Here is a 26207-nt window from a genome sequence, read left to right as displayed (position 1 = left end):
CTTACTCCTGGGTTATTTCATGTTGTGTTTGGTTTTTGCCCTGAAGATGCCGGACGTTACGCTCCAGCAACTCCCGCATATTTTCCGGCAAACGCCTCGGGCGACCGCTATCAAGGGCTATACAGGCTACTATTACATTCGCATCACACAAGTGCTTGCTGTCCCGTGTTCTTACAACCCGCTGCCGGAATTCCATCCATACCCGCCCGAAGGCCACTGGCTCCGCAGTCACCGTAAGCTCATCGTCCAGCATGGCCGGTGCTGCATAATGAATCGACAAGCGCTGAACAACATAGCTTATGTTATCCGCCATTCCGGCCCGGAGCCCCACCCCGCAACTCCGTACCCATTCGGTGCGGGCGCGCTCCATGTAATGCAGGTATCGCGCATGAAACACGATACCGCCGGCATCGGTATCTTCAATATAAACCCGAACCGGCCAGTGGAAGTCCGCGCTTGCACTCTCGCTCAAAGCGCGTCTCCTTCCGGGCCTGCGGCTTGCCTGGCGATACCGAAATGCTGATACGCATGGGATGTCACCATACGACCCCGGGGTGTGCGCACCATAAAACCCTGCTGAATCAGAAATGGCTCAAGCACATCTTCAATGGTGCCACGCTCCTCACTGATCGCCGCCGCCAGGCTTTCAACGCCCACCGGGCCACCATCAAATTTTTCGATCATCGCCAGCAGCAACCGGCGGTCCATATGATCAAAACCCTGGCTATCTACCTTCAACATGTTCAGTGCCTGGTCTGCGATACCGGCACTGATATGCCCATTCGCCCGCACTTCAGCATAATCCCGCACCCGCCGCAGCAGGCGGTTCGCGATCCGGGGTGTTCCGCGGGAACGCCGTGCTATTTCGTAGGCGCCTTCTTTGTCGATATCCACACCTGAGAGCCGGGCCGAACGCACAATAATGTGTGTAAGATCCGCAGTGTTATAAAACTCCAGCCGCTGCACTATACCGAAACGGTCTCGCAACGGAGATGTCAGCAGGCCCGCCCGGGTGGTTGCACCTACCAGTGTAAACGGTGGCAGATCCAGCTTGATTGAACGGGCCGCCGGCCCCTCACCAATCATGATATCCAGCTGGTAGTCTTCCATTGCCGGATAAAGCACCTCCTCCACCACAGCGCTGAGGCGATGAATCTCATCAATAAAGAGCACATCGCCCTCTTCCAGATTGGTGAGCATCGCAGCCAGATCCCCGGCTTTCTCGAGCACTGGCCCGGAAGTTGTCTTTATCGAAACGCCCATTTCATTGGCAACAATGTTGGCAAGCGTGGTTTTGCCCAGCCCCGGAGGCCCGAATATCAAAACGTGATCCAGCGCCTCCCGGCGGCCACGCGCCGCGGAGATAAAGATATCCATCTGTTCCCGAACGGCGGGTTGCCCCACATACTCCGCCAGCAACGAGGGCCGGATAGCACGATCCTGAAGCTCTTCGTTGTCACCGGCCCGGGCTGAGATCAGTCGATCGGATTCAATCATTTACGCATCCGTTTATCGGGAATCAATAGACTGCCACTTGCCAATCCGGAAGTGAACCAATTGTACAAACCACCATGCGCCTGTCACGTTACGCTCTCTACAGGTTTGGTGCCACATAAGCGACACATTAATGTCCTGTCATCAAGCCGGAATCATGTTGCGCAAAGCCAGGCGTATCAGCGCTTCACTGGACATACCCTCTTCAGCCACTTTTGCAATGGCACGGGCGGCTTCCTGGGGCTTGTACCCGAGCGCAATGAGCGCCGCCTCGGCCTCGTCGGCGGGCTGATGGGATGCCGGTGAAAGCTGAGGCGCTTCCGCTGCAGCCCCATCAGCCTGGCCCGCCACCGGTATGAACCGGCCTTCCAGCTGCTTTATGCGGTCTGCCATCTCGATCAGCAGCCGTTCTGCAGTTTTTTTGCCAACCCCGGGGAGCTTTACCAGGGATTTGATATCCCGCCCTTCCACGCAATGAATAAACTGCTGTGCGTCCAGCCCGGACAGGATGCCTGCCGCCAGCTTGGGGCCAACGCCATTCACTTTGATCAACAGGCGGAAAAGGTCACGGTCAAGGCGTGAAACAAAGCCATAGAGGCTCTGGGCGTCTTCGCGAACCACAAAATGTGTATGAAGGGTAACTTCCTGCCCGGCATCCGGCAGGTGGAAAAACGTAGTGTAAGGAATGTCGACTTCATAACCCAGGCCACTGCATTCAACCAGCGCCTGAGCGGGTGCCTTCTCAATCAGAATACCTCGGATACGACCTATCAAGAATTGCCTCCTGCCGCTCCGCAGAGCAGTTTATTGTTGTCGCACGCGACCGCTGCGAGACTTCCCAGCCCCTCCCGCTACCCGAAGAATGCTTTGATTCATGTGCGCATGACACAGCGCGATAGCCAGGGCATCCGCGGCGTCTGCCTGGGGTTTTCGGGAAAGCGAAAGCAACACCTGCACCATGTGCTGCACCTGGGATTTGTCGGCACCGCCCCTGCCTACAACGGCCTGTTTGACCTGCCGTGCCGAGTATTCATGAACCGCAAGACCGCTGGTTGCGGCACCAACTATAGCAGCGCCACGGGCCTGCCCCAGTTTGAGAGCGGAATCAGGGTTACGCGCCATAAAAACCTGCTCGATGGCAAATTCCTGTGGCCGGAATTCTCCAATCAGGCTTACCAGGCTCTGAAATATGATTTGCAGGCGCTCCGCCATGGGCTTTTCCCCCACGCGGATGCACCCGCTGTCGATGTATTCCGTGTGCCGACCTTCCGAACGGATAATACCGTAGCCGGTGATCCTTGAGCCGGGGTCGACACCCAGAATAATCGCCACATCAGTGCCTGCTTATTGTTCTTCGGTTTGAGTTGCCAGGCTGTCAGCCTCTTTGGCCGGCTTTCTGCGCAAACGGATATTCAGCTCGCGCAGCTGCTTCTCCTCCACTTCACCCGGCGCCTGCGTCATCAGGCAGGTTGCGCTCTGGGTTTTCGGGAATGCGATCACATCGCGGATGGAGCCGGCCCCGGTCAGCAACATGATCAGGCGGTCCAGGCCTAAAGCCAGGCCACCATGGGGCGGGCACCCGTACTTGAGTGCGTCAAGCAGGAACCCGAACTTGGCGCGGGATTCTTCCTCGTCAATGCCCAGAATACGGAATACTTCCTGCTGCATCTGCTCGCTGTGAATACGAATGGAGCCACCACCCAACTCAGTACCATTAAGAACCATGTCGTAAGCCCGGGACAATGCTGTTGCCGGGTTCGACGCCAGCTCTTCCGGGCTGCAGCTCGGCGCCGTGAACGGGTGGTGAATGGCTGTGAGGCCGCCATCCGGCAGTTCTTCAAACATCGGGAAATCCACAACCCACAAGGGCGCCCACTCGGAGGTCAGCATGTTCAGGTCATGGCCTATGCGAACGCGCAGTGCGCCCAGGGCCTCGTTAACAACGGTGGCTTTGTCGGCACCGAAGAAGACAATATCGCCATCTTCCGCTGCCGTGCGCTCGATAACCGCCATGGCAACGTCGTCACCCAGGAATTTAACGATGGGTGATTGCAGGCCTTCAGCGCCTTTAGCGAGATTATTTACCTTGATATATGCCAGACCTTTAGCACCGTAGATACCAACATACCTGGTGTATTCATCAATCTGCTTGCGGCTTAACTCACCGCCTTTGGGCACTCGCAGAGCCGCAACACGGCCTTTCGGATCGTTTGCCGGGCCGGCAAACACCTTGAAATCCACACCTGCGACCAGGTCACCCACATCCTGAAGCTCCAGGGGAATGCGCAGGTCCGGCTTGTCACTGCCGAAACGCTCCATGGCTTCTGCGTATGGCATGCGCGGGAACGCTGGCAATTCGACATCCATAACGTCTTTGAACAGGGCGCGTATCATGCCCTCGTTCAGGTTCATCAGATCTTCCTCGTTCACGAAGGAAGCTTCGACATCCACCTGGGTAAACTCGGGCTGGCGATCTGCCCGCAAGTCTTCGTCGCGGAAGCACTTGGCAATCTGATAATAGCGATCCACACCCGACACCATCAGCAGTTGCTTGAACAGCTGGGGCGACTGTGGAAGCGCGAAGAAGGAACCTTCGTGGGTACGGCTCGGCACCAGGTAATCCCGGGCACCTTCCGGTGTTGCACGGGTGAGGATGGGGGTTTCCACATCCATAAAGCCTTTGCTGTCGAGGTAGTTTCGAATATAACTGGTGACCCGTGAACGGAAGCGCAAGCGATTGAGCATCTCGGGCCGGCGCAGATCCAGAAAGCGGTAGCGCAGACGCACGTCTTCGCCCACGTCTACGTGTTCGTCCAGGGGGAACGGCGGCGTTGCGGCGGCGTTCAGGATGGTAACTTCTTTGCCCAGCAGCTCCACCTGGCCCGTTGGCATGTTGCTGTTCTCAGTACCCGCCGGGCGGCGGCGCACACGCCCGGTAACCTTCAAGACAAACTCACTGCGCACTTTTTCTGCCAGCGCGAAGCTTTCAGGGGTGTCCGGGTCGACCACAACCTGGGATATACCGTCCCGGTCGCGCAAATCCAGGAAGATAACGCCACCATGGTCACGGCGGCGGTGTACCCATCCGCAGAGTGTAACTTCCTGATCAATGTGGGATTCGTTGATCCCACCGCAATAATGACTGCGCATACCGGTTCCCGTAGTGTTTGATGTTTACGTAGTTGTCTGGTAAGTGCTTGCGGCTCAATCTGTTTTTGCCCGCCAGATACGGCACGAACCATACTTCAAAAGTCGCTCATTATAAACAAAATGGCGACGAAAATCAGGGCTGTTTGACTCCCGAAAAAGGGCTGAAAACGAAACGCAAAACATGCAATGGAGGTTTCCTCAGGAGTAACAGACGGCTAGACTATTGCGCTAACGTTTTACGGGAGCAGAACCTTGTCAACCAGAGCCGAGCAGAAGCTTCTTACCCGGCGCTCCCTTATGGATGCTGCCCTGTCCCAGTTGAGCCCGGATCGTGGTTTCGGGAGCCTGAGCCTTCGGGAGGTGGCGCGGGAAGCCGGGATTGCGCCAACGTCTTTTTATCGCCACTTCGCAGATCTTGACGAACTGGGGCTGGTATTGGTGGACGAAGGTGGCGTGGCTTTGCGGCAGCTGATGCGCCAGGCGCGCAAGCGGATTGCCAGGGATGGCAGTGCTATCTCCACCTCTGTAGAAACCTTTATGGAGTATCTGGGCAACAACGCCAATCTGTTCCGGTTAATGCTCCGGGAGCGCACCGGTGGATCCAAACCCTTTCGAACAGCGATCAAAGCCGAAATTGATCATTTCGTAACCGAGCTGGCAGACGATCTGCGGCGATTCGCGGAAGAACAGAACAAGCCCTTGTCCGATGCACGGGTAGTTGCCGAAGCCATGGTAACGCTGGTTTTCAACCAGGGTGCGGACGCACTGGATGCAACTCCGAAAGAGCGTGAGGATCTGAAAGTCAAGCTGAAAACCGAATTGCGGATGATCCTGATCGGCTCGCAAATGATGGCCAGGCATGCGTCAATCAGGTAACCCCCAGGCGCGCCAGCACAGGCGCCAGCAATTGCTTTACCTCCGCCAGCCGGTTTTCATCGTAGGGTACCGGCGGCTGCTTGCCCCAGACCGGCCCCGGCCAGGCCGCATCACCTTCAAAGCGGACAATGTGGTGCAGATGCAACTGGGGGACCATGTTTCCTAGTGCTGCCACGTTCATCTTGTCGCCACCGAAGGCTTCCATCATGCCGCGGCTGAGCGCCGAGGATTCCTGCATCAGCAGGTGCTGCTGCTCCGGGCTTAACTCGTAGATTTCACGGATACCGGCAAGTGCCGGCACCAGCAACACCCAGGGCCAGGCCTGATCGTTCATCAGCCGGACTTCGCACAGGCTGGTGCGGCCAAGGTGGATAGTATCCGCCTCCAGCCGTTCGTGAAGTCGAAAGTCCTGATCCTGCATCATTGCTGCCCTCCGTTCGGCCTCCCATCCCATTGACTGCCCCCGGGTATTGGAGGCACTCGGCATTAAGGGTGCGGGTTACATCATCACGAATGAAACTGGTTACGCCCACGCCCAATGGCGTAGTAAATCAGGCCATGACGTTCCAGCATCTCCGGCTCGTAAAGGTTGCGCCCATCAAACACCACAGGCTCCCGCAGGGCGGATGCAATAGCGGCAAAATCCGGTGAGCGGAATTCTTTCCATTCGGTACAAATTGCCAATACATCGGCGCCCCGGAGCGTCTGCTCTTTGGTACCACAAAGCATCAAGCCCTGGTGATCGCCGTAAATGCGCTGGGTTTCTTCCATGGCTTCCGGATCAAACGCCTGCACGGTTGCACCTGCTTTCCACAGGTCTTCCATCAGCGTACGGGCTGAGGCTTCGCGCATGTCGTCGGTGTTGGGCTTGAACGCCAGGCCCCAGAGCGCAACCACCTTGCCTTGCAGGTTGCCACCGAAGTAGTGGCTGATCTTGTCAAAAAGCACATGTTTCTGGGCGTAATTGACGGCTTCTACGGCATTGAGCAGGCGTGCGTTGTAGCCACACTCATTGGCCGTGCGCGCCAGCGCCTGCACATCCTTGGGGAAGCAGGAGCCGCCATAGCCGCAGCCCGGGTAAATAAAGTGATAGCCAATACGGGGATCCGAGCCTATACCACGGCGCACCGCCTCAATATCGGCACCCAGGCGTTCGGCCAGGTTGGCAATCTCGTTCATGAAACTGATTTTGGTGGCCAGCATGGAGTTGGCTGCGTACTTGGTCAGCTCAGCAGAGCGGATGTCCATGAAGATCATGCGATCGTGGTTTCGGTTGAACGGGTAATACACTTCCCGAAGCACATCCGCCGCTTTATCGCTGTCCGTGCCGATAATGATGCGGTCCGGCTTCATGAAATCGTTGATTGCCGCACCTTCTTTCAGGAATTCAGGGTTGGAGACCACATCAAACTCAAGTTCCAGCCCGCGGCTGTCGAGTTGGGCCAGCACGGCCGCCTTCACTTTGTCGCCGGTACCCACGGGCACTGTGGATTTGTCCACAATAACTTTGTAGTCGTCCATGTATTGCCCGATAGACCTGGCAACAGCCGTTACATACTGCAGATCGGCAGAACCGTCTTCATCCGGCGGTGTGCCAACGGCAATAAACTGAAGCATACCGTGCTGCACCGCTTCTTCGACATCGGTTGTAAAGGCCAGGCGCCCTGCTTCCACCGTGTGCTTTACAATATCCTCCAGACCCGGCTCAAAGATGGGAATCTGCCCGTTCTTGAGCTTGTCAATCTTTGCCTGGTCAACGTCCATGCAGAGTACGTGATGGCCCACGTCGGCCAGGCAGGCTCCGGTAACGAGCCCTACGTAGCCGGTACCAAAAATCGTTATTTTCATCCGTTAAATCCCGATACTTTTAAATTTGCGAACAGGTCAATTTGCGAACAGGTAATTCCGAGCAGGTTTTACTGGCCAACCGCAGTTTTCTTCTTCTGCCAGATTGCCTCCCAGGCCAACGCGGTGCCGACAATTGTTTCCAGATTGTCGTAGGCGGGCTGCCAGCCCAGGGTCTTTTTAATCAGCGCATTGTCTGCCATCAAGGCTGCAGGGTCTCCGGCCCGGCGGCCAGCTTCTGCTACCGGGAAATCAACGCCGGATTGCCTGCGTACCACATCAATCACTTCCCGCACGGTAAACCCGCGACCGTAGCCGCAGTTCATGACTTTTGACTCGCCACCTGCGGCCATGTAGTCCAGAGCCATAACGTGTGCACTGGCGAGGTCTTCCACGTGGATATAATCCCGCACGCAGGTCCCATCACTGGTGTCATAATCGGTACCGAATACGCTCATCCCCTCACGCTGGCCGGTCGCACACTCGCAAGCTACCTTGATTAAGTGCGTCGCTTCCGGTGTCGCCTGGCCCAGCAAGCCATCAGGATTGGCACCGGCCACGTTAAAGTAACGCAGCACAACGTAATTGAGATCGGAGGCAGCCGCGAGATCCATGATCATCCGTTCGCTCATCATCTTGGATGCGCCATACGGGTTGATCGGGGCAAGAGGAAGGTCTTCCGTAAGCACCGTCTGCGCCGGCATGCCATAAACCGCTGCCGTGGATGAGAACACCATGTAGGGCACTTTGTACTTGTCGACAGCCTTGAGCAGATTCAGGGTATTTCGGGTGTTGTTGCTGTAGTACTTGAGCGGGTTGCTGACAGACTCCGGCACCACAATATTGGCGGCAAAGTGCAAAACCGCTTCAAACTGATGCCTGGAGAACACCTGATCAATCTCGGCTTCGCTGGCCAGGTCTCCCACCACCAGCTCACCAGCCGTCACGGCCCAGCGATAGCCGGTTGAGAGATTATCAAAAACAACAATGTCGTGCCCTGCTTCAGCCAGTTGGCGGACAACATGGCTACCGATGTATCCGGCACCGCCGGTTACCAATACTTTCACTCGGTCTTACTCCTTCCCTGAATCCTGTTTGCGCCGCTGCCGGATTTCGGCACGGCGGCGGCTGAAAAAATCACTGATGATCTGGCTGCAATCTTCCTGCAGAATGCCACCCACTGCCTCTACTTGCCAGTTCAGGTTAGGCTCGTCCAGAGTTCGCCGTGCAGACTCTATGGCACCGGCTTTTGGTTCGCGGGTGCCATAGACAAGGCGGCTGATACGGCTGTGCACAATGGCGCCAACGCACATGGTGCAGGGTTCCAGAGTGACGTAAAGGGTGGCTCCCGTCAGCCGGTAGTTTCCTGCCCTGGCCGCAGCATCACGCAACGCACATATCTCGGCATGGGCTGTGGGGTCGCAGCCGCTGATCGGTGCATTGAAGCCGGTACCCAGTTCTTTGCCATCACGGACCACAACTGCGCCAACAGGAACCTCGCCCAACGCAGCCCCGCGGGCTGCCAGTGTCAGTGCCCGGGTCATCCAGTATTCGTCAATGTTCTGTATATCCGGCATAAACGCGGCTCTGCTGATAGCGCCCTATACAAATACGACACTGGGTACACCCAGAAGCGCCACGAAAATACCATTGTTCGCTTTTTTTTACCAAGCGGTTGACAGATAGTAATTAATTACTACTTTATAGGGACTGTGAACAACTCCGCGATCATGTCGTTGGTTCGGTCGCATTGCGCATTGCGCTATGAGATTTAAATGATGTGGCTGGCGTTGACCAGCATCCTCACATCCAATAACAAAGGAAGACAAATGAACAGATCAAAATGTTCTTCAGCTGCCATGGCCTTCGCTATGGCATTACTCGCCATGGCTATGACACTACGTGCTGAGTCTGCCGAACCCATGGCTTTGCAGGGTGTGATGCAGCAACTTGGGCGTGATATGCAAACCGTGACAGGTGCAATTGCCACGGAAGACTGGGGCACTGTGGCCGAACTCGCCCCAAGAATTGGTGGTCATCCAGAGCCACCAATAAAGGAAAAGTTACGCATCCTGAGCTGGATTGGTAGCGATGCCACTAAATTTCGTGGATTCGATGTTGAGGTGCATGATGCAGCAACTGCAATGAAAGAAGCTGCAATACACGGTGACGGCAGAGCGGTCATTCGTGCATTTTCCAGGGTTCAGCTAAGCTGTCTTGGGTGCCACGAGAATTTCCGTCAGCCGTTCATTGACCATTTTTATGGGCAACGTTGAACAACTCAACCACAGAGGCAGAGCAAGGAGTACAGACATGAGTATACCTACGATAACGACGAGCAGCACCAGGGTGAACGCCCAATTACGGAGCCGCGGAAGACGATTTCGAACCATCGCCACAGCTACCCTGCTGGGGAGTCTGGCACTTAACGGTGCCGTCGTGGCTGCGGAGCCGGTGGGTCCCGATCTGACCGAGAAACTGCGTGGCCTGCTGGCAAAGGAGATGGTCGAGATCGAGACGGCAATGAAGGCGACCTACAGCGCCATCATTCAGGGCAGGCATGACGAGGTGGCGCAGAAAGGGCAAGCCATACACGACAGCTTCATCCTCGAACAGTCCCTGACAAAGCAGGATAAGCAAGATCTGAAGGCAGCAGTGCCCGAGGAGTTCCTGCAGATGGACAAGCACTTCCACCAGCTTGCCGCAGCACTGGCTAAAGCAGGAAAACAGCAGGATACTCAGGCCCAGGCCGAGACGTTCAACCGTATGACCGAATCCTGTGTGGCTTGCCACAGCCGCTATGTGACGGATCGATTCGAGGGACTGAAAGAGCAGCCAGTTCCGCAGGAGTGGGGTCACTCCACTGAATAACTTTCTTGGGCGCCGGGCGAGCCTCCGGCTAACCGGAAAGGCTCATGGACCTGCGGAACAGCGCCAGACTGGCTGCGAAAAAAGCCATTCCCAGCCCGGCCATCATCGACAACTCGAACCACACGGTGTCCGGACCCGCACCCCGGAACACCACAGCCTTGGCGAAGGCGAGAAAGTGTCGTGAAGGCAGTGCCAGGGTCAGGCGCTGTATAACGTCTGGCTGGCTTTCGATCGCGCTCATACCACCTGAAAGCATGATGATGGGAATAATTACCATGATGACCAGCAGTGCGAACTGAGCCATGCTGCGTGCCATCGTACCGAGGAACATTCCGATGGCTGCGGCGGCGGCAAGATATATGGTCGTACCCGCCAGTAACAGTGGCACAGAACCGACCACAGGCACTTGTAGAATCTGTTGCACAACGAAAACCAGCGACAAGGTGAATGCTCCGAGCACTACCACAACGTTGGCCAACACCTTGGAAAGCGCTATTTCAAGCGGCGTCAGCGGCATAACCATCAGATGCTCAATAGTGCCCTGTTCGCGCTCGCGCAGCATCGCGGCACCTGTCAGTGCGATAGTGAGAAGAGACAACTGATTGAGTAGCGATGACACCGCCTTGAACCAGACCGGATCTCCATTGGGGTTAAAAGCCCGGCGCAGTTCCAGCCGTACTGCCGACTCAGGAGCCTGGGAACTACCGGAGAGAAATGCTCGTGTTTCCGAGGAAAGAATACTGGCAATGTAATCGGTACCAAGTTGTGCCTGGGAAACCGCCGTTGCGTCCACTTCAAGCTGGGCCGCTGGCATCAGGCCGGCGATCACGTCTGCCTCGAATCCAGGGGGGAAACTGAGTACAAACATGATTCGCCCGGCGTCCATCTCGGGCGCCACCTGATCGGGAGAGATCAGAACAGGGGGCTGGAACCACGGCGACCCCAGTGCGCTGACCACCTGATGGGAAAGCGTCGAGTTATCTTCATCAAGGATGGCGATTGCCGCATTGTATACCGTATCACCAGCTCCGCTGGCTTCGAGGATAACGGCGATCACGAAAGACCACAGGATCAGGACCACCATCACCGGATCTCCGAGAACGCTTTTCAATTCCTTGCCCGCGAGCCAGAAGATATTGGCGAGACGTTTCATGCTTACTTCTCCTGCTTGCGCAAAGCCAGTACGGCCAGGCCAGTCAGGACCGGACCGAAGGCGGCAAGGCGCCAAAGACTACCAGACAGTTCCGACAGACCGAGGCCCTTGGTAAAAGTACCGACGCTGACCGCCATGTACCAGGTCGTTGGCCAGAAGGTGCCGACGATCCGGGCCACTCCTTCCAGGGAGGAAACCGGGGTAATCATCCCCGAAAACTGCAGGGTTGGCATAACCGACAAAATGGCGGCGGCGAAGACTGCCGTTACCTGGGTTTTGGCAATCATCGATACGATCAGGCCATATCCCGTTGCTGCAACAGCGTAAATCAAAGCCCCAAGCACCAGTGCAAGCGGCGAGCCCTTGAGAGGAACTCCCAGAACGGTTACCAGCAGCGCCGTCAGGATGACAAAGTTCAGAAGCGTGATGACGATATAAACCAGCTGCTTACCGATGAGGAATTCTGCGCGACTGGTGGGTGTAACGTAAAAGTTGGTGATGGTGCCAATTTCTTTCTCGCGGGCCACACTGACTGCCATCAGGATTGCCGGAAACAGCAATAACAGAAGTGGTGGAATTGAGGGGCCGATTGACGGCAGGCTTTCCATCGCTGGATTGTAATGATAGCGCGGAATCAGTTGCGCTGGCGATGGCTCGTCCGGCGTGCGGGACAGAGTCAGATCTGCGAGTGCCAAAGTCGATTGTGTGTCAACGCCCAGTATGTAGGCATGGGCACCCGTGACGTAACTTTCCACCGTATCCGCCCGGCTGGAATCTGCTCCATCTATCATCGCGGCAATCTCGGTTGTCTCACCGCGTCGCAGCGATCTTCCGAAATCCGGAGGAATCTGTATTGCCAGCGCAAGCTCACTGCTTTTCAAACGCCGCTCAAGCTCTTCGATACTGCTGATCGAAGAGCGCTTGAGAAACCATTCAGAGTCGTCAAATCCTGAAAGATAGGCGCGGCTTTCGGGACTACGATCCTGATCGAAAGCAGCAAAAGGAATGTTGCGCACTTCCTGCGAGATACCAAAGGACATGATAAGCAATAACAGCGCGCTGCCCACAAAAGAAAACACCAGTCGCACCGGATCGCGCCTTACCTGCATTGCCTCCCGTGTGGTAAAAGCGAACATACGTTGCAGGCTGAAGCGCGGAGCCGTTGCACTCTCCTGATCAGCACCGTTTCTGCCGAGCAGATGCCCGCCTTCTGCTGTTTCTGGCGACTGAGACTGCTCTGTCTCTGACGGTGACGAGGCATCAAGCATATACGCTATGAATGCTTCTTCGAGGGTCTCGGCACCACGTGCCGCAATCAGCGCTGCGGGTTCATCCGATACCAGCACTTTGCCTGCGTGCATCAATGAAATCCGGTCACAGCGCATGCCCTCGTCCATGAAATGGGTCGAAATGAAGATCGTGACCCCATCCCGGTGCGCGAGCTCCAGCAGCATATCCCAGAACACATCCCGCGCCTGCGGATCAACGCCGGAGGTCGGCTCGTCCAGAATCAGGATGCTGGGCGCATGGATCACCGCAACCGCCAGGGAAAGACGTTGGCGCACACCCAGCGGCAAGGATGCGGCCCCCTGATCAAGATAAGGCTCAAGCCCGAAACGCGGAACCAGCTCTGCCATGCGCTCGGCGGTCAGTTTTCGGCCCAGATGAAACAGGCGCGCGTGTAACAGCAGGTTCTCACGTACCGTGAGCTCGCCATAAAGCGAAAATGACTGGGACATAAAGCCGACCTGCCGACGCGAGTCGAGATTTTGCGCATCCACCGGCTCACCAAAAATCCAGGCCTCGCCTTCTGTTGCGGGCGTGAGCCCGGTCAACATTTTCATGGTGGTGGTCTTGCCACAGCCATTCGACCCCAGAAACCCGAAAATCTCACCCTGGGCAATCTCGAAACTCACAGAGTCTACGGCAGTGAAATCGCCGAATCGTTTGGTAAGATTACGCGCCTTGATGGCAGGCTCTTGCGCTTCTCCTTCCGTTGCAGGTGGCGCACGTGGTGCCTCCTGAGGCTCAGAGACTGATGCAGATTCACCGCCCAGCAGTGCCACGTAGGCCGCTCCTACGGTCTCTGTTCCAGTCTGGGCCAGCAGTTCTTCAGGGCTTCCAACGGCCAGGATACGCCCGTCGTTCATCGCCACCAGATGTTCAAAGCGCGCGGCTTCTTCCATGTAAGCGGTTGAGACCAGAACGCTCATCTGAGGTCGATCAGCACGGATCGTATCAATCAGGTCCCAGAACTGACTGCGTGATAATGGATCCACACCGGTTGTCGGTTCATCCAGCAACAGGAAATCCGGATCGTGAATCAACGCGGCGCATAGCCCCAACTTCTGTTTCATCCCGCCGGAGAGCTTGCCCGCGGGCCGGTTCATAAAACCGTCCAGTCCCGTTGCCTGGGTCAGCCGGGCAATCCGGGCCTTGCGCTCAGCTTTGTTCTGGCCGAACAGCTTGCCAAAGAAATCGAGATTCTCCTGTATAGTAAGATCATGATACAGATTGCGCCCGAGCCCTTGGGGCATGAAGGCAATCCGGCTCCCGGCATCAGCCCGGTGGCGTTTTTTCGACATATCACCGCCCAGCGCCTCGATGTGCCCGGTCTGCAAGTGCTTGGCACCGGCGATCAGCCCCATCAGGGTGGACTTGCCCACACCATCAGGCCCGATCAAACCAACCATACGCCCGGCGGGCATATCCAGGGTTACGTTGTTGAGCGCACACACCTTGCCGTAGTGATGACTCACCGCCGCAACCTGCGCAACCAGGCTGTTTGAGCTGTCAGCGGTTTTCATTTATCAGGTTCCTCAGACACCTCAGCGGCTGAAGCAGAGGACCCGGTCGGCCCAGGCAGTACGCTGGCTACCGGTGGCGTCAGTCCTTCAGGCCAGTCCGGCAGGGTGCCATCGGATCCCACCAGCCGAACCCAGGCTACGCCGCGCACACCGGTTTTTACCTGCGAGAGCCGGGACATAATCAACTCTTGGGGAATGCGAACACGGACACGAAACATCAGGCTCTCGCGTTCTTCTATGGTCTCGACCTGTTTCGGTGTGAACTGCGCCTCAGGTGCAACGAAACTCACAACAGCTGGTATCGCCATATCCGGCATTATATCTGCCACAATCCGTGCCTCATCACCCAGCCGCACCTTTGGGGCAGCGCTCGCGGGCAGGAAGAATTCCATATAAACATCACCGAGACTGACCAGCGTCAACACCTTGCCACCGCTACCCAGAACTTCACCGGGCTGGGCAAGGCGGTACAGCACCCGTCCAGCCTGGGTCGCATAAAGCGTGCTGTCATCGATGCGAGCTTCGATCTCTTGCTGAGCCGCAACCTCCGCATCTACAGCTCGTTGTTTCGCAAGAGATTCGGCATGTGCAGCAACAAGTCTGGAATCGGATACCTGGGTCTCCGTGCGTTGAATATCCAGTTCCTCACGTGAAATGACCGCCCGTTTGAACAACGTTTCCGAACGGGCCAGATTGGTCTGTGACAGTGCGAGTTCGGCCTCTGCCTGGATGACACCAGCCCGTGCTACAGCGGCTGCCGCTTTGGCACTTCCCACGGCAGCCTCCGCCCGCCTCTTTTGCGCCATCAGTTCAGCAGTATCCATCACTGCCAGCGTGTCACCTGGCTGCACCAGATCACCCTCACGTACCATGATATCGGATACCCGGGCTGCCAGACGCGTCGAAACATCAACCAGATCGGCTTCAATCCTGCCATTGCCGAGAGCGAACCCTTCAGGCGGCAGGTTGCTGGGTGCAAACAGTACCTTCCAGATGGCATAACCCATAAATGCCGCCAGAACGGCCACAACAAGAACGGTGGAAATTTTGCGCGACATGATTATTCTCCTCACTTTTCCAATTCGGAGCAGGCAATTCCGCGCCGGTAAATGGCAAATACACCCGGGGCGGCCTGGCGCATCTGGTCTATATCGCCCGAAATCAGTGACTGCATGATCAAGCCCTGAATGGTGCCAATAAACAGCATAGCAGCAGCTTGATTATCAAGCTCATTAGGAAGTTCACCACGGGATTTAGCCGTCTCGATAAGCTCGTTCAGGCGTTCTGCGTACTGTTTGAGCAACGCATGCGCCAGGCGCTTTGCCGGTGTTGCCTTAGCGCCCTGGAGCTCGCCGAATAACATGCGGGGCGCGCCGGGATGTTCTGAAACAAAGGCGATGTGGGCCAGAAACATGGCCTGCATTGCCTCAAGGGGCGACTCAATGCCCGCCGCCGCTTTCTCGATTCGCGACATCAGGCGCTCCGCCACCCATTTCATGACCGCCTGCCAGATCGCTTCTTTATTGGGAAAATGCCGGAACAGCGCTCCCTGGGTCAGTTTCATGTGTCTGGCGATGGCTGCTGTGGTGATATCTCCCGGATTGGTGGTTGCAGCCAGGTCAATCACCGCTTCAACGGTGACGTTACGACGCTCCTCGGCGGGAAGGTTTTTTTTTCTGGTCTTTTCCATTGTGCTCTCTCCTGAACGTTACGAATTATTCGGTCCCTGCCTCAGTCCCGGCAGGTTCCACCCGAGTCCAGCCCCAGTCGTCAAACAACACATAAACCGCCGGGATTATGACCAGCACCAGTACGGTGGTTGTCAGCAGGCCGAACACAACGGAAATCACCAAAGGCTTGATGGCTGCGGACTGCACGCTGGTTTCCGCCAGCAAGGGCAGCAACCCGGCAATCGTAGTGGTAGAGGTGATAAGGATAGCCCGCAGCCTGTCGCGGCTGGCCTGCCCTGCCGCAACGATTGCACTCAAACCCTTGCTACGGTGCTCCTTGATGAACTGAACCAGCAGAATGGAATCGTTAACCACGATACCCGCCAGGGATGCGGCCCCGATCATCGAGGGCATGGAGATGTACCAGCCCAATAGCACGTGCCCCCAGAGTGCCCCGACAAAAGCCAGTGGAATGGCCAGCATAACGATAAGCGGCTCGGAGTAGCTGCGGAACTGGAAGGACAGGATTACAAACACACCCAGCAGGCCAATCACCAACCCACGGGCAATGGAGCCGCCGGTCTCGGCAGAACGGGCCACCTGCCCCTCAAAACTGACCGCAACATCCGGATGACGCTGCTCAAACTCCGCAAGCCATTGACCACGCATATCATTGACAATGGCCTGGGCGCTCGCCTTGCGGGCATCAACATTTGCCTGAACCGTAACGGTGCGCTGGCCGTCAATACGAGTGATCATGGCCCAGTCGCGCTGATCGTGAATATCGGCAACAACCTCCAGCGGCATCTGCCGTCCATCAGGTAGCATGATGGTCTGATCGGCAAGGTCGTCCAGGCTGGACCTGTCGCGTTCTGCCTGGCGCACAAGAATTTCCACATCGCGCTGATTGATGCGTTGTGTATCGGCGATTTCCCCAAGGAAAGCGGCACGCAACTGGGAAGCAACCATTTCCGCTGTTAACCCCGAGGCCAGTGCACCGTCCGTCAGGGTAAAGGTTCGCTGCGGTTTGCCGGGGCGCAGATCGTCAATGATGTTATAAACGGCCTCATAACCGGTCAGATGATCACTCACGTCCAGTGCGGCGGCCTTCAGATCGTCCAGATTCGCCCCCTGCAGTCGCACTTCGATGGGTACGCCGGCAGGGCCGAAGCCCGGCTCCTGGATAATCAGGCTCGAAAGTCCGGGGATATCTCCAATCTGGTTGCGCCAGGCAACCGTCAACTCATCCAGGGTTATGGTTCGGATCTCGGCACTTAACAGGTCGACCATAACCGTGGCAACGTGTGCGCCCGCCTCTTGTGCGCTCGGGTTGTAATTGAAGCGCACCTGAATGGCGTCGACCAATGGAGACTCATCGGGTTGTTCCGGTGCAAAAGCCTCATTGAGTTGCCACATGGCATCTGCAACCTGGCGGGCAGCCTGTTCTGTGTGCTCCAGCGGGGTACCCTGGGGCAGCATAAGCCGTGCTTCCAGCGTATCGCCGTCAAGATCCGGCATGGCTTCCGTGCTGACATGGCCGCCGGCCATAAAACCCGCCGTACCCAGCAATATAAGCAGCATCATCCCCAGTACGCTATAGCGCCAGCTCACCGCTCTGTCTGCGAACCTGCCAACGCCTTCCTGAAATACGCCAAAACGCCGCTCAAAGCCTGCGCGGAAGCGGGATCGACCGCTTTTCCGCAATGATGGAACACTGCTTTTAAGATGATGTGGCAGAATCCAGAAAGCTTCTATGAGGCTCGCGAACAACGCCGCAATCAACACTACTGGCAAGACTTCAAGCACGGCACCGAGTTCACCGGCAAGAAACGCCAGAGGACCAAACACCCAGACGGTTGTCAGGAAAGACGAAACAACGCCCGGCAACACCTGTCGAGTACCTTCTACTACGGCATTCAGGGGTGAAGCTCCCCGTTCGGCCTGTACCGCGATGTTATCCGCTATGACCACTGCATCGTCCATCACGATGCCGAGAGCCATCAACAGTGCCACCAGAGTAATCATGTTCAAGGACAAACCCGTCAGGCTCATAACGAAAAAAGCGCCCATGAACGCCACGGGCAAGCCAAGTACTGCCCAAAGCGCAAGGCGGGGGCGAAAGAACAGGCCCATTACCACGACCACCAGAACCAGCCCCCCTATACCATTGCTTATCAGCATCTCCAGGCGTTCGCGGACGATACTGGTCATATTCTGCGTCAGGGTCAGTTGTATTGGTCCGTCAACACGCTGGCGCTCCGCATCTATTAATGTCGTCAGCTCGTCCAGCACATTCAACGAGTCATCACGCAGAGTCTTGCTAACCTCGAGCACCACAGCCCGCTGGTTGTTGAAATAGATCTGCGCCTCGGGTTGTTCGCCGGTTTCCCGCAACGTCGCGATCTGACCGAGGGTAAGCTCACCTCCGCCACCGCCTGAAACCACTACCAGATCCGCAAGCTCCTGAAGGCTGCGGCGCTGGTCGGTAAAGCGCAGCAAAATGTCGCGATCCGGGGTTTCCAGGGTGCCCAGAGGTACATCAACACTCTGCTGTCGGAGCCGCAAAGCCAGGTCGCTGGCGGACAACCCATACTGGGCCAGCATCGCCCGCGACACCTCGACTTGCCACTGACGCTGGGAAAGCCCCTCCAGAGTGACCTGGGCCACGCCGGGAAGCGACATGATGCGCTCTTCCAGTTGAAACGCGTAGTCTTCAAGCTGGTTTGGTGCCATATCGCCATAAACGGCTACTGCCGCCACCAGATCACTGCGGTGCAGTTCCCGCACGATCGGTCTTTCCGCACGTGCGGGCAGGTCGGTGAGCGCATTAACTTCAGTGTCGATATCGTTCAGAAAGCGGATAGGGTGCCCGGCAGCCTCCATGGTGGCCGTGGCGCGAGCCAGATTGTCCTGTGCCACGCACTCGATTTCATCGAGGTAATCAACACCTTTAACGGCATCGTATAAACGGCGACAGACCGCATCTTCCACATCAGCCGCACTGGCGCCGCGATAGACCACGTCGATGCTGACCTCAACAGGTCGGTAATCAGGAAAGGTTTCACGTTTCAGGTTCGGCGCCGCAAACAGACCCGCTGCCAGCAGCAGGATCAGCAGCAGGTTGGCTGCTGTGGGGTGGCCAGCAAACCAGCGGATCATTTGCCGTCACCCAGCGCACGCTGGCGCAGGCTTTGTTCGAGTTCCGGATTACGATGCGGCGCAACTTCCATGCCGGCGATAGCCGGCACGGGATCATCGGTGATCAACAGTTCCCCTGCGCTCAAACCGCTTTCTATCACTGCCAGACCATTCTGCTCGAAGGCGACCGTTACCGGCCGCCGCTGCAAAAGGTTACCCTCCCCCAGCAGGTAAACCTCGCCCTGGTGCACCGCTGAAGACGGTATCGCCAGCAAAGGCCGGGGGTTATCGGCTATAAATTTCACTTGCACATACATATCCCGTTGCAGCGCGGGGCGCTCGGGCACACTGGCAAGGCTGTAGGGCTGATCTACCGTAACCACCACCCGCCCGCTGCGGGTACCCGGGTCCAGGCCGCTGGCAACCCTGCTTACGCTTGCAGGCCATCGCACCCCCGGAAAACCGGTCAGCTGCACTTCGCTGCGAATGGCGGAAAAATCGAGTCGTTCAGTGATATCCAGCGCCGTCTGCTGCGAATCAACAGGTATCGACACCGCTGTCATAAGCCGTCGCAACATGCTTAACGGCACCTGTGCTTCAACCTCTGCCTGCTCAATGCCATCTACCAGAAACAACGATTGGCCGATAGCTGCATACTGATGTTCTTCCACGTCGACAGAGCGCACGCGCAAGTCGTAGGGGGCAACAAAACGCGTATCTTCAAGATCCTGGCGCCCCTGATCCAGGCGCGTATTGGCCCGCTGTATCCGGGCTTCAAGATATTGCTGCTTCGATGGCACCAGCGAGAGCTGGTTATTCAGGGATTGCACCAGCTGACGCTGCGCCAGTGTGGCGCGCCGCTGCTCGTCCAGTCGTGACTGGGACACGGCGCCGCTCGCAAGGAGGCGTTCAATGCGGTCGAGTTCGCCTTCAGACAACTCCAGCCGTTCACTTTCCAGTTTTAACAGGCGCCGGGTATTCTGCGTTTCTGCATCAAGCTGGGCCTGTTCAGCCCTCAATGAGGCCAGCTCGGCTTCGGTCTCGGCAATCGCCAGCTGGTAGCGCCCGGGGTCCAGTGCCAACAACAATGTTCCCTTCGGCAGCAACGTACCGCTGTTGAGCTCCGGGTGACGATAGACCACCCGCCCGGACACGTTGGCCACTGCCTGCCAGGTTTGTACCGGGCGGGTAATGCCAAAGCCCCTTGCTGTCAGTACAAAGGGCATGGGCTGCACTTCGATCACCGTCAGAGGCAAGGGTGAGGTATTCGATTCGCTGTGCGCCGGCCTTTCCCTCAAAAAAACAAGAAGCGCGATCAGTAGAACTCCACCCACCAGCCCGGCCAACGCAAACATCTTTCTATTTCCGAGCCGCCGCAGAGCCATTGAGTTTTCCTTTTGAAATTAGCCGACAGGAAAGATAGTAATTAGTTACTAATTTTTCTGCAACCAATGTGCAAGGTTTGTTTCCGGGGATTGAAACAACTGTTTGGTGGCGGGGTGGGGAAAGACCCGGTTCGCCGGGGCTACCGGGTAATAAAGCAGGTCAGTTCAGGGCAAGCTGACTATCGTTGCGGTCACATCTGAGAAATTCGGAATTTGCCAGCCACTCTGAGTCCGGGTAGTAGGTAAACAGGTACTGGTTTTCTTTCAGGCTGTCTATCAGTGCTCCGGCGATTTCCTGACGGACTGCGGGGCAGCCATGGCTGCGGCCCAGGCGGCCGGTCTTTTCAATAAAGCTCTCGCTGACATAATCCGCACCGTGAATCACGATAGCACGCTGGTATGCAAGATCATTGACGCCGGATTCCATCCCTTCCAGGCGCAACGAATAGCCGTTCCTGCCGTAATAACTGTTAAGCGTACGAAACAGACCAATACTGGATTGATGGCTATCCGGCACATTGGAAAAGGCGTTAGCCGTAGCGTTTCCCGACCCCTGCCCATGAGATACCAGTTCCTTGAACAACAGTTCTTCATTCTCCAGATCAAACACCCAAAGGCGGGGTTTGCTGGATGGCAGAGAAAAATCAATGACCGCCAGACGTTCCGCATCAGGAGCGGCGCAGGATATGGCCCGGGCCGCAAGGTGCATTACTCTGGGATTGGCAAGGGGCGCAAGCCTGGAAAGTGTTACATCAAGCGAGGCTCGGTGATCTGAGGGGTGCCCGGCAACCGTTGCAGTCTGAGATTCACCGGCCACCACAGGCAAGGCGCCTAACATAAGCTGGCCGCACAAAGCTGCAGCAAAGAGCCATCGGCTCCGAAAGTTCATCGGCATTCAGAAAACCTGTTTTAAGTTAGCGTAGTATTATAACCATAGGTGGCGTAATGGAAAGGCTTTGCAAAGATCACACAGGAACGATCACACAGGAGAGGTAGATGACTTTTGGTATTCGCTTAATGACCTTCAGTCTCGCGCTTTTGCTCCTGCTACATCCGGCATTACCAACTCAGGCTAATAATCGTAATAGTTCCATAGCCGAAGCCCTCGCGGACCGCCTGCCCGCCGAGCAGGCAGACCTGCAAGACTTCTATGCTGCCAGGCAGGGTCGCCCCGCATGGCAGCAGCCCGAGGCCGTTACGGGTTTTTTCGCCGCACTCAGCACGGTGGAAAACGACGGCTTGAATGCGGCGGATTATCGGTCGGCCGATCTGATGTCAACGCATCGCCAGCTTCAGGCTGCTGCCGGAACCCTGGAAGATCGCGTCCGGTTTGAGTTGCGCCTCAGCCGTGTGCTGATGACGGTACTGCATCACCTTCAGCGCGGTAAGGTTGACCCGCAAAGCGTTGACCCGACGTGGGAAATGCCTGTCACAATTGCACCACTCAACTTGCCAGCAATATCCCAGGCAGTAGATGCACAGCGCTTCGAGCAGGCATTTGCCATGGCACGGCCTGAAGCGGCGCCATATCAGCGCCTGCGAGCCGGCCTGGCGCAATATCGCCAACTTGAGCGGCAAGGTGGCTGGCCCCGGCTTCCAGAACGCCAACACTCGCTCAGGCCCGGCGATGTCCATAAAGATGTAGCTCTGCTGCGTAAACGGATGCTTATTACCGGCGAGCTGGCCATCACTGATGCGGATGAACCGGCGTCTCAGACAGCAGCCAGTAGCCCGCCTGAAACCTATGAATACGACGAACACCTTGTCGATGCGGTACGGCGCTTTCAGCAACATCACCTGCTGGAGGAAGATGGCATCGTTGGCAGGCAGACCCGGGCTGCGATGAATGTGCCGGTCACTGAGCGTATCAATCAGATCCGGGTAAACCTGGAGCGCGCCCGCTGGACTCTGCACGGTGAAGCGGAAGATTTTGTACTGGTCGATATTGCAGGCTATCGCATCAGCTATTTCCGCCCGAATGGCGAAATATGGCGCTCCCGCATCGTGGTGGGTCAACCCTACCGGCGGACACCATCGCTCCGCTCGATGATTACACACCTGACAATCAATCCAGCCTGGACTGTACCACCCACTATATACAGTGAGGATATGTTACCCAGAATACGACGAGACATCAGCTATCTGGAACGACAAAACATAAGCGTACTCAGCTTTTCAGGCCAGTGGCTTGACCCCTACTCAGTTGACTGGTGGAACCCGGGCGGCATCATGTTGCGCCAGGATCCGGGCCCGACAAACGCACTGGGACAAGTGGTTCTGCGCTTTCCCAACAATCACTCAGTGTATCTGCACGACACGCCCAGCCAGGGCCTGTTTTCCCGGCAACAGCGCGCATTCAGTTCTGGCTGCATTCGTGTCCAGGGTGTGCTCGATCTCGCGCAAATGCTGCTTGAAGACACCGGCACCCCGGCACATGTGGACTCATTAATTGCCGCAGGCGAAACCCGAAACATTCACCTGAAACGGCCGGTGCCGGTTATTCTGCACTACTGGACCGTCCACCCCGGGGTCGACGGTGAACTGGTTTTTCGCCCGGATGTTTATCAACACGACGCAAGCTTGCTGAAAGCACTTGACCGGCCTTTGGCGCCCGGTAAGTAACTGTGTAGTGCCGCTGCGACGAGGCTATAATCACGTCAGCAGGGACACTGTCGCGAGGAAGGCATCATGCAGTTCATGAATCGACGCGAGGCCGACCGTCAGTTGGCCAAGACTCTGGATACCGCCATCGCTCGCCATGTCTGGGCCACCCGCTACCGGTACGCCGGCGAGCCGGGAATCGAGGCCACCTGGCAACGCGTGGCGCGGGCACTGGCGGCGCCCGAAGCCGAGATATCGGCCTGGGAGCAGCGGTTTACCGATCTGCTGGCCGATTTTCGCTTCCTGCCAGGCGGGCGCATTCTGGCGGGGGCTGGCACCGGTCGACAGGTGACATTGTTCAACTGTTTTGTCATGGGGACAATCGAGGATTCCATGGATGGCATCTTCGAGGCGCTCAAGGAGGGGGCGCTGACCATGCAGCAGTGCGGAGGGGTGGGCTACGACTTTTCTACCCTGCGCCCGGCCGGCACGGTGGCCCGCAGGGCCGGGACAATCGCCTCGGGGCCGGTCTCATTCATGCACATATGGGACAGCATGTGCGCAACGGTTCTTTCCACTGGCCCCCGCCGCGGGGCGATGATGGCGACGTTGCGTGTAGACCACCCCGATATCGAGACCTTCATCGACGCCAAGCGCCAGCCCGGCAAGCTGACACATTTCAACTGTTCGGTATTGGTGAGCGATGCCTTTATGACGGCGGTGCACGCCGATGCCGACTGGCCACTGCTGTTTCCGTCGGCTGCACTGGAACCGGGTAGCGGCGAAGAAATCCAAAGTGACTGGCCCGGCTTCGAAGAGCCGGTGCCCTGCCGGGTGTTTCGGCGGCTGCGGGCGCGCGAGCTGTGGGAGCACATCATGCGTGCGACCTATGACCATGCCGAACCAGGTGTGCTGTTCATCGACAGGATCAACCAGTGGAACAACCTCGGCGACCGCGAGCGGATCAGCGCCACCAATCCCTGTGGTGAGATCCCGCTGCCGCCGCACGGTGCCTGTGATCTGGGCTCAATCAATCTGACCCGTTTCGTGGTGAAGCCGTTCGATGACACCGCCTGGCTGGATCTCGATGCTCTGGGCGAAACGGCGAGGTTGGCGACCCGTCTGCTCGACAATGTGATTGATGTGTCGCAGTTCCCGCTACCGGCACAGGCCGAACAAGCCCGCGGCAGTCGCCGCCTCGGGCTGGGCATCACCGGGCTGGCCGATGCGCTGATCATGCTCGGCCTGCACTACGATAGCGATGCCGCACGCGAGCGGGCCCGGGAGGCGATGGCCACGATCACGCACACGGCCTATCGCACCTCGATTGAACTGGCGCGGGAAAAGGGTCCGTTCCCGTTCTTCAACAAGGCACAATTCCTCGACCGACCGTTCATTCGCGCGCTGCCGAGCGATATCCGTGCCGGGATTGCGCGCGACGGTATCCGTAACAGCCATCTGACCGCGATCGCCCCCACCGGCAGCATCAGCCTGTTGGCTGGTAACGTTTCTTCAGGGATAGAGCCGGTCTTTCGGCGCGAAGTACGTCGGCCGGTACTGGCCGGCGACGGTGGACGACAGAGCTTCCTTGTCCAGGACAATGCCTGGCGGCGCTGGCTGGACGAGCACCCCGACGGCTCGTTGCCGCCGGCCTTTGTGGAGGCCTGGGAGTTAGCCCCCGAAGCACACCTGGCAATGCAGGCGGCCCTGCAGCCTTATATCGACAGCGCGATCTCCAAGACCATCAATGTCCATGAGTCGATGCCATTTGCCGATTTCGAGGCAATCTATCAGCGCGCTTTCGATCTGGGACTCAAGGGCTGCACCACCTATCGGCCCAACCCTGTCACCGGCGGGCTGTTGGAGGGTGTGGAAACGGGTATGCCCTGCTGGTCGAGCACGCCTGCGAACCTTGTCAAAACAGGAAATTTCCCGGCAAAAACTCCTCGATGAGCGCCTGGAAAGAGCCATCGGTGTGATCTACCGGCCTGAGACTGAGTTACAGAGCCACTATTTTTACGCATGCCTGCCGCGACAGTTTGACGAGAGAGCTTGCTTTCCAAAAGATAGTAGACTATTACTTTTACAGCAGCATCTTTGAAGAAACTCTCAACAAACCGCGTGGCCCGACAGCCAGGTAGCAAGCTTCTGCCTGTTGGCGTTTCGTCGTAAGGAGTGCGGCATGTCTGAATCTGAACGACCGACGGGAGTTCCGCAGTCGGGGGAGTTTACCGAGAAGCCCGGCTTTCGACATGTTCTGGCCTGTGTTGATGCCTCCCCTTTCGCGGTCGATGCGGCTCCCTTCGCACGAGCGGTTTTGGCTCACGCCGTTGCGGTGGCCGAGGCCATCGGCGCACGCCTGACCGTCATGCACGTGCTCGAATCGCCAACGGCCCGGGAGCCTATGGATCCGGTGGAATGGGCGTTGCGTCACCGCGAGGCGACTGAGTATTTGCACCAGCGCATGTCGCGAATCCACGATCTTCATGCCTGTGCAGCGATCGCAGCCGGGGCCCCTGCGGAGCGCATCAACGCATGGGCTCATGACAACGCGGCGGACCTGATCGTGCTGGGTCGAGGTGGTGAAAGCGATGGAACCTTCGCCCGACTGGGCGACACGGCGCGGCGGGTCGCCGAGACCGCCAACGTGTCGGTGTTGCTCGTGCCATCAATGCAGGTCGGCAACACGCCGATACGATATCACAAGGTGCTCATCCCGCTCGACGGCTCGTCACGATCAGAATGCGTCTTGCCACTCGGCCTGGGGATTGCAGCCGCCCATGGCGCTGAAACGGTGCTCGTCCATGCCGCCCCAAAGGCTGATCTCATCGAGTCGGACCTGCTCGATGCGGAGGCAGTCGGCTTGCGCGATCAGCTATACCGCCGCAACGAGCGCGCCGCGCGACAATATCTGGATTGGATTCGGTCCCGACTACCCGCCACGCCAACGACCCGAACCCGATTGTTGCCAAGCGGCGATGCGCGCCGTGCGCTTGCACGCACGGCCGTGGATGAACGTGCCGATCTGATGGTGCTTTCCTCCGCCGGCAAGAGCGGACATGCGGACATGACCGTGGGCAGCGTCGCCGACTACCTGATTAACCGTATGAATATCCCGGTGCTGCTCGTGCGACAACAACGGAGAAACCCGCCGCCACAAGATCATACCATGAACACGAGGCTACCAGGCCAGGGGACGATGTGACACAAACCGCTA

General features: G+C 57.4%; 22 protein-coding genes and 1 pseudogene. 7 read left to right on the top strand and 16 right to left on the bottom strand.

Features of this window, described 5'->3' with window-relative positions:
• Position 1: 1 nt before the first annotated feature.
• The 5 genes from ybgC to aspS all read right to left on the bottom strand — a co-directional run bounded on the left by ybgC (position 2) and on the right by aspS (position 4644).
• Positions 2-472, bottom strand: a complete 471-nt coding sequence (gene ybgC, locus CDH48_RS07110) for a tol-pal system-associated acyl-CoA thioesterase (RefSeq protein WP_100688014.1) — start codon at positions 470-472, stop codon at positions 2-4.
• Positions 469-1497, bottom strand: coding sequence for a Holliday junction branch migration DNA helicase RuvB (ruvB, locus tag CDH48_RS07105; protein WP_100688013.1), 1029 nt, complete (start codon positions 1495-1497; stop codon positions 469-471). Before ruvB ends, ybgC begins: the two co-directional genes overlap by 4 nt.
• A 141-nt stretch (positions 1498-1638) precedes the next feature.
• Complete coding sequence (gene ruvA, locus CDH48_RS07100; protein WP_100688012.1) at positions 1639-2268, bottom strand: Holliday junction branch migration protein RuvA; 630 nt, start codon at positions 2266-2268, stop codon at positions 1639-1641.
• Positions 2269-2298: 30 nt separating this feature from the next.
• Positions 2299-2826 carry a crossover junction endodeoxyribonuclease RuvC gene (gene ruvC, locus CDH48_RS07095; protein ID WP_100688011.1) on the bottom strand — a complete coding sequence of 176 codons (528 nt, stop codon included), beginning with the start codon at positions 2824-2826 and terminating at the stop codon, positions 2299-2301.
• Between the two features lie 12 nt (positions 2827-2838).
• Positions 2839-4644: an aspartate--tRNA ligase gene (gene aspS / locus CDH48_RS07090; protein ID WP_100688010.1), complete on the bottom strand. Its 1806-nt coding sequence runs from the start codon at positions 4642-4644 to the stop codon at positions 2839-2841.
• Positions 4645-4896: 252 nt separating this feature from the next.
• On the opposite strand from aspS, the gene fabR reads away from it, so the two are divergent.
• Complete coding sequence (fabR, locus tag CDH48_RS07085; RefSeq protein ID WP_100688009.1) at positions 4897-5520, top strand: HTH-type transcriptional repressor FabR; 624 nt, start codon at positions 4897-4899, stop codon at positions 5518-5520.
• Here fabR and CDH48_RS07080 read toward each other — a convergent pair.
• The 4 genes from CDH48_RS07080 to tadA form a co-directional block, all read right to left on the bottom strand.
• Positions 5513-5941, bottom strand: coding sequence for an HIT domain-containing protein (locus CDH48_RS07080; protein ID WP_227520997.1), 429 nt, complete (start codon positions 5939-5941; stop codon positions 5513-5515). The two genes, fabR and CDH48_RS07080, sit on opposite strands and share 8 nt — an antisense overlap.
• Before the next feature lie 86 nt (positions 5942-6027).
• Positions 6028-7368, bottom strand: a complete 1341-nt coding sequence (locus CDH48_RS07075; RefSeq protein ID WP_100688007.1) for a UDP-glucose dehydrogenase family protein — start codon at positions 7366-7368, stop codon at positions 6028-6030.
• 68 nt (positions 7369-7436) lie between these two features.
• Entirely contained in the window at positions 7437-8432 is a 996-nt protein-coding gene (gene galE, locus CDH48_RS07070; protein WP_100688006.1) for a UDP-glucose 4-epimerase GalE, read from the bottom strand.
• Between the two features lie 6 nt (positions 8433-8438).
• A complete protein-coding gene (gene tadA / locus CDH48_RS07065; protein WP_100688005.1) occupies positions 8439-8942 on the bottom strand; it encodes a tRNA adenosine(34) deaminase TadA in 504 nt (167 codons plus the stop codon).
• A gap of 198 nt (positions 8943-9140) precedes the next feature.
• Between tadA and CDH48_RS07060 the strand changes: the two genes are divergently transcribed.
• Complete coding sequence (locus tag CDH48_RS07060; protein ID WP_227520981.1) at positions 9141-9641, top strand: cytochrome c; 501 nt, start codon at positions 9141-9143, stop codon at positions 9639-9641.
• A 37-nt stretch (positions 9642-9678) separates the two neighbouring features.
• Positions 9679-10236, top strand: coding sequence for a cytochrome c (locus CDH48_RS07055; protein WP_157807802.1), 558 nt, complete (start codon positions 9679-9681; stop codon positions 10234-10236).
• 28 nt (positions 10237-10264) lie between these two features.
• On the opposite strand, the gene CDH48_RS07050 is transcribed toward CDH48_RS07055, so the two are convergent.
• The 7 genes from CDH48_RS07050 to CDH48_RS07020 form a co-directional block, all read right to left on the bottom strand.
• A complete protein-coding gene (locus CDH48_RS07050; RefSeq protein WP_100688003.1) occupies positions 10265-11389 on the bottom strand; it encodes an ABC transporter permease in 1125 nt (374 codons plus the stop codon).
• Positions 11390-11391: 2 nt separating this feature from the next.
• Positions 11392-14196: a ribosome-associated ATPase/putative transporter RbbA gene (rbbA, locus tag CDH48_RS07045; protein ID WP_100688002.1), complete on the bottom strand. Its 2805-nt coding sequence runs from the start codon at positions 14194-14196 to the stop codon at positions 11392-11394.
• On the bottom strand, positions 14193-15254 hold the full coding sequence (locus CDH48_RS07040) for an HlyD family secretion protein (RefSeq protein ID WP_100688001.1): 1062 nt from the start codon (positions 15252-15254) through the stop codon (positions 14193-14195). Before CDH48_RS07040 ends, rbbA begins: the two co-directional genes overlap by 4 nt.
• Positions 15255-15265: 11 nt before the next feature.
• Entirely contained in the window at positions 15266-15886 is a 621-nt protein-coding gene (locus CDH48_RS07035) for a TetR/AcrR family transcriptional regulator (protein WP_100688000.1), read from the bottom strand.
• Positions 15887-15911: 25 nt separating this feature from the next.
• Positions 15912-19025 (bottom strand): efflux RND transporter permease subunit, encoded by a 3114-nt coding sequence (locus CDH48_RS07030; RefSeq protein ID WP_100687999.1) that lies wholly within the window; start codon positions 19023-19025, stop codon positions 15912-15914.
• Positions 19022-20359: an efflux RND transporter periplasmic adaptor subunit gene (locus CDH48_RS07025; RefSeq protein WP_198515480.1), complete on the bottom strand. Its 1338-nt coding sequence runs from the start codon at positions 20357-20359 to the stop codon at positions 19022-19024. Before CDH48_RS07025 ends, CDH48_RS07030 begins: the two co-directional genes overlap by 4 nt.
• 190 nt (positions 20360-20549) lie before the next feature.
• Positions 20550-21284 carry a murein L,D-transpeptidase catalytic domain family protein gene (locus CDH48_RS07020; RefSeq protein ID WP_100687997.1) on the bottom strand — a complete coding sequence of 245 codons (735 nt, stop codon included), beginning with the start codon at positions 21282-21284 and terminating at the stop codon, positions 20550-20552.
• 101 nt (positions 21285-21385) lie between these two features.
• On the opposite strand from CDH48_RS07020, the gene CDH48_RS07015 reads away from it, so the two are divergent.
• From CDH48_RS07015 to CDH48_RS07000, 4 genes and pseudogenes are all read left to right on the top strand, one after another.
• On the top strand, positions 21386-23011 hold the full coding sequence (locus CDH48_RS07015) for a L,D-transpeptidase family protein (protein ID WP_100687996.1): 1626 nt from the start codon (positions 21386-21388) through the stop codon (positions 23009-23011).
• A gap of 66 nt (positions 23012-23077) precedes the next feature.
• Positions 23078-24943, top strand: a complete 1866-nt coding sequence (locus CDH48_RS19405) for an adenosylcobalamin-dependent ribonucleoside-diphosphate reductase (RefSeq protein ID WP_227520980.1) — start codon at positions 23078-23080, stop codon at positions 24941-24943.
• Positions 24942-25034: pseudogene (locus CDH48_RS19400) on the top strand (erythromycin esterase family protein); the annotation flags it as partial. The gene CDH48_RS19405 and the pseudogene CDH48_RS19400, both read left to right, overlap by 2 nt.
• Before the next feature lie 138 nt (positions 25035-25172).
• Entirely contained in the window at positions 25173-26195 is a 1023-nt protein-coding gene (locus CDH48_RS07000; RefSeq protein WP_100687994.1) for a universal stress protein, read from the top strand.
• Positions 26196-26207 lie beyond the last annotated feature (12 nt).

The organism is Marinobacter aromaticivorans, assembly GCF_002806975.1.
Taxonomy (GTDB): Bacteria; Pseudomonadota; Gammaproteobacteria; order Pseudomonadales; family Oleiphilaceae; genus Marinobacter; species Marinobacter aromaticivorans.
Note: the sequence above shows the minus strand (reverse complement) of the source record. Positions and strands in the feature narration are given on the sequence as shown.

Excerpts from the sequence above, each read along its gene's own strand:
- ruvB (WP_100688013.1), bottom strand. The coding sequence starts at position 1,497 with ATGATTGAATCCGATCGACTGATCTCAGCCCGGGCCGGTGACAACGAA.
- aspS (WP_100688010.1), bottom strand. The coding sequence starts at position 4,644 with ATGCGCAGTCATTATTGCGGTGGGATCAACGAATCCCACATTGATCAG.
- CDH48_RS07080 (WP_227520997.1), bottom strand. The coding sequence starts at position 5,941 with ATGCAGGATCAGGACTTTCGACTTCACGAACGGCTGGAGGCGGATACT.
- CDH48_RS07075 (WP_100688007.1), bottom strand. The coding sequence starts at position 7,368 with ATGAAAATAACGATTTTTGGTACCGGCTACGTAGGGCTCGTTACCGGA.
- tadA (WP_100688005.1), bottom strand. The coding sequence starts at position 8,942 with ATGCCGGATATACAGAACATTGACGAATACTGGATGACCCGGGCACTG.
- CDH48_RS07060 (WP_227520981.1), top strand. The coding sequence starts at position 9,141 with ATGATGTGGCTGGCGTTGACCAGCATCCTCACATCCAATAACAAAGGA.
- CDH48_RS07055 (WP_157807802.1), top strand. The coding sequence starts at position 9,679 with ATGAGTATACCTACGATAACGACGAGCAGCACCAGGGTGAACGCCCAA.
- CDH48_RS07050 (WP_100688003.1), bottom strand. The coding sequence starts at position 11,389 with ATGAAACGTCTCGCCAATATCTTCTGGCTCGCGGGCAAGGAATTGAAA.
- rbbA (WP_100688002.1), bottom strand. The coding sequence starts at position 14,196 with ATGAAAACCGCTGACAGCTCAAACAGCCTGGTTGCGCAGGTTGCGGCG.
- CDH48_RS07040 (WP_100688001.1), bottom strand. The coding sequence starts at position 15,254 with ATGTCGCGCAAAATTTCCACCGTTCTTGTTGTGGCCGTTCTGGCGGCA.
- CDH48_RS07035 (WP_100688000.1), bottom strand. The coding sequence starts at position 15,886 with ATGGAAAAGACCAGAAAAAAAAACCTTCCCGCCGAGGAGCGTCGTAAC.
- CDH48_RS07030 (WP_100687999.1), bottom strand. The coding sequence starts at position 19,025 with ATGATCCGCTGGTTTGCTGGCCACCCCACAGCAGCCAACCTGCTGCTG.
- CDH48_RS07025 (WP_198515480.1), bottom strand. The coding sequence starts at position 20,359 with ATGTTTGCGTTGGCCGGGCTGGTGGGTGGAGTTCTACTGATCGCGCTT.
- CDH48_RS07020 (WP_100687997.1), bottom strand. The coding sequence starts at position 21,284 with ATGCCGATGAACTTTCGGAGCCGATGGCTCTTTGCTGCAGCTTTGTGC.
- CDH48_RS07015 (WP_100687996.1), top strand. The coding sequence starts at position 21,386 with ATGACTTTTGGTATTCGCTTAATGACCTTCAGTCTCGCGCTTTTGCTC.
- CDH48_RS19405 (WP_227520980.1), top strand. The coding sequence starts at position 23,078 with ATGCAGTTCATGAATCGACGCGAGGCCGACCGTCAGTTGGCCAAGACT.
- CDH48_RS07000 (WP_100687994.1), top strand. The coding sequence starts at position 25,173 with ATGTCTGAATCTGAACGACCGACGGGAGTTCCGCAGTCGGGGGAGTTT.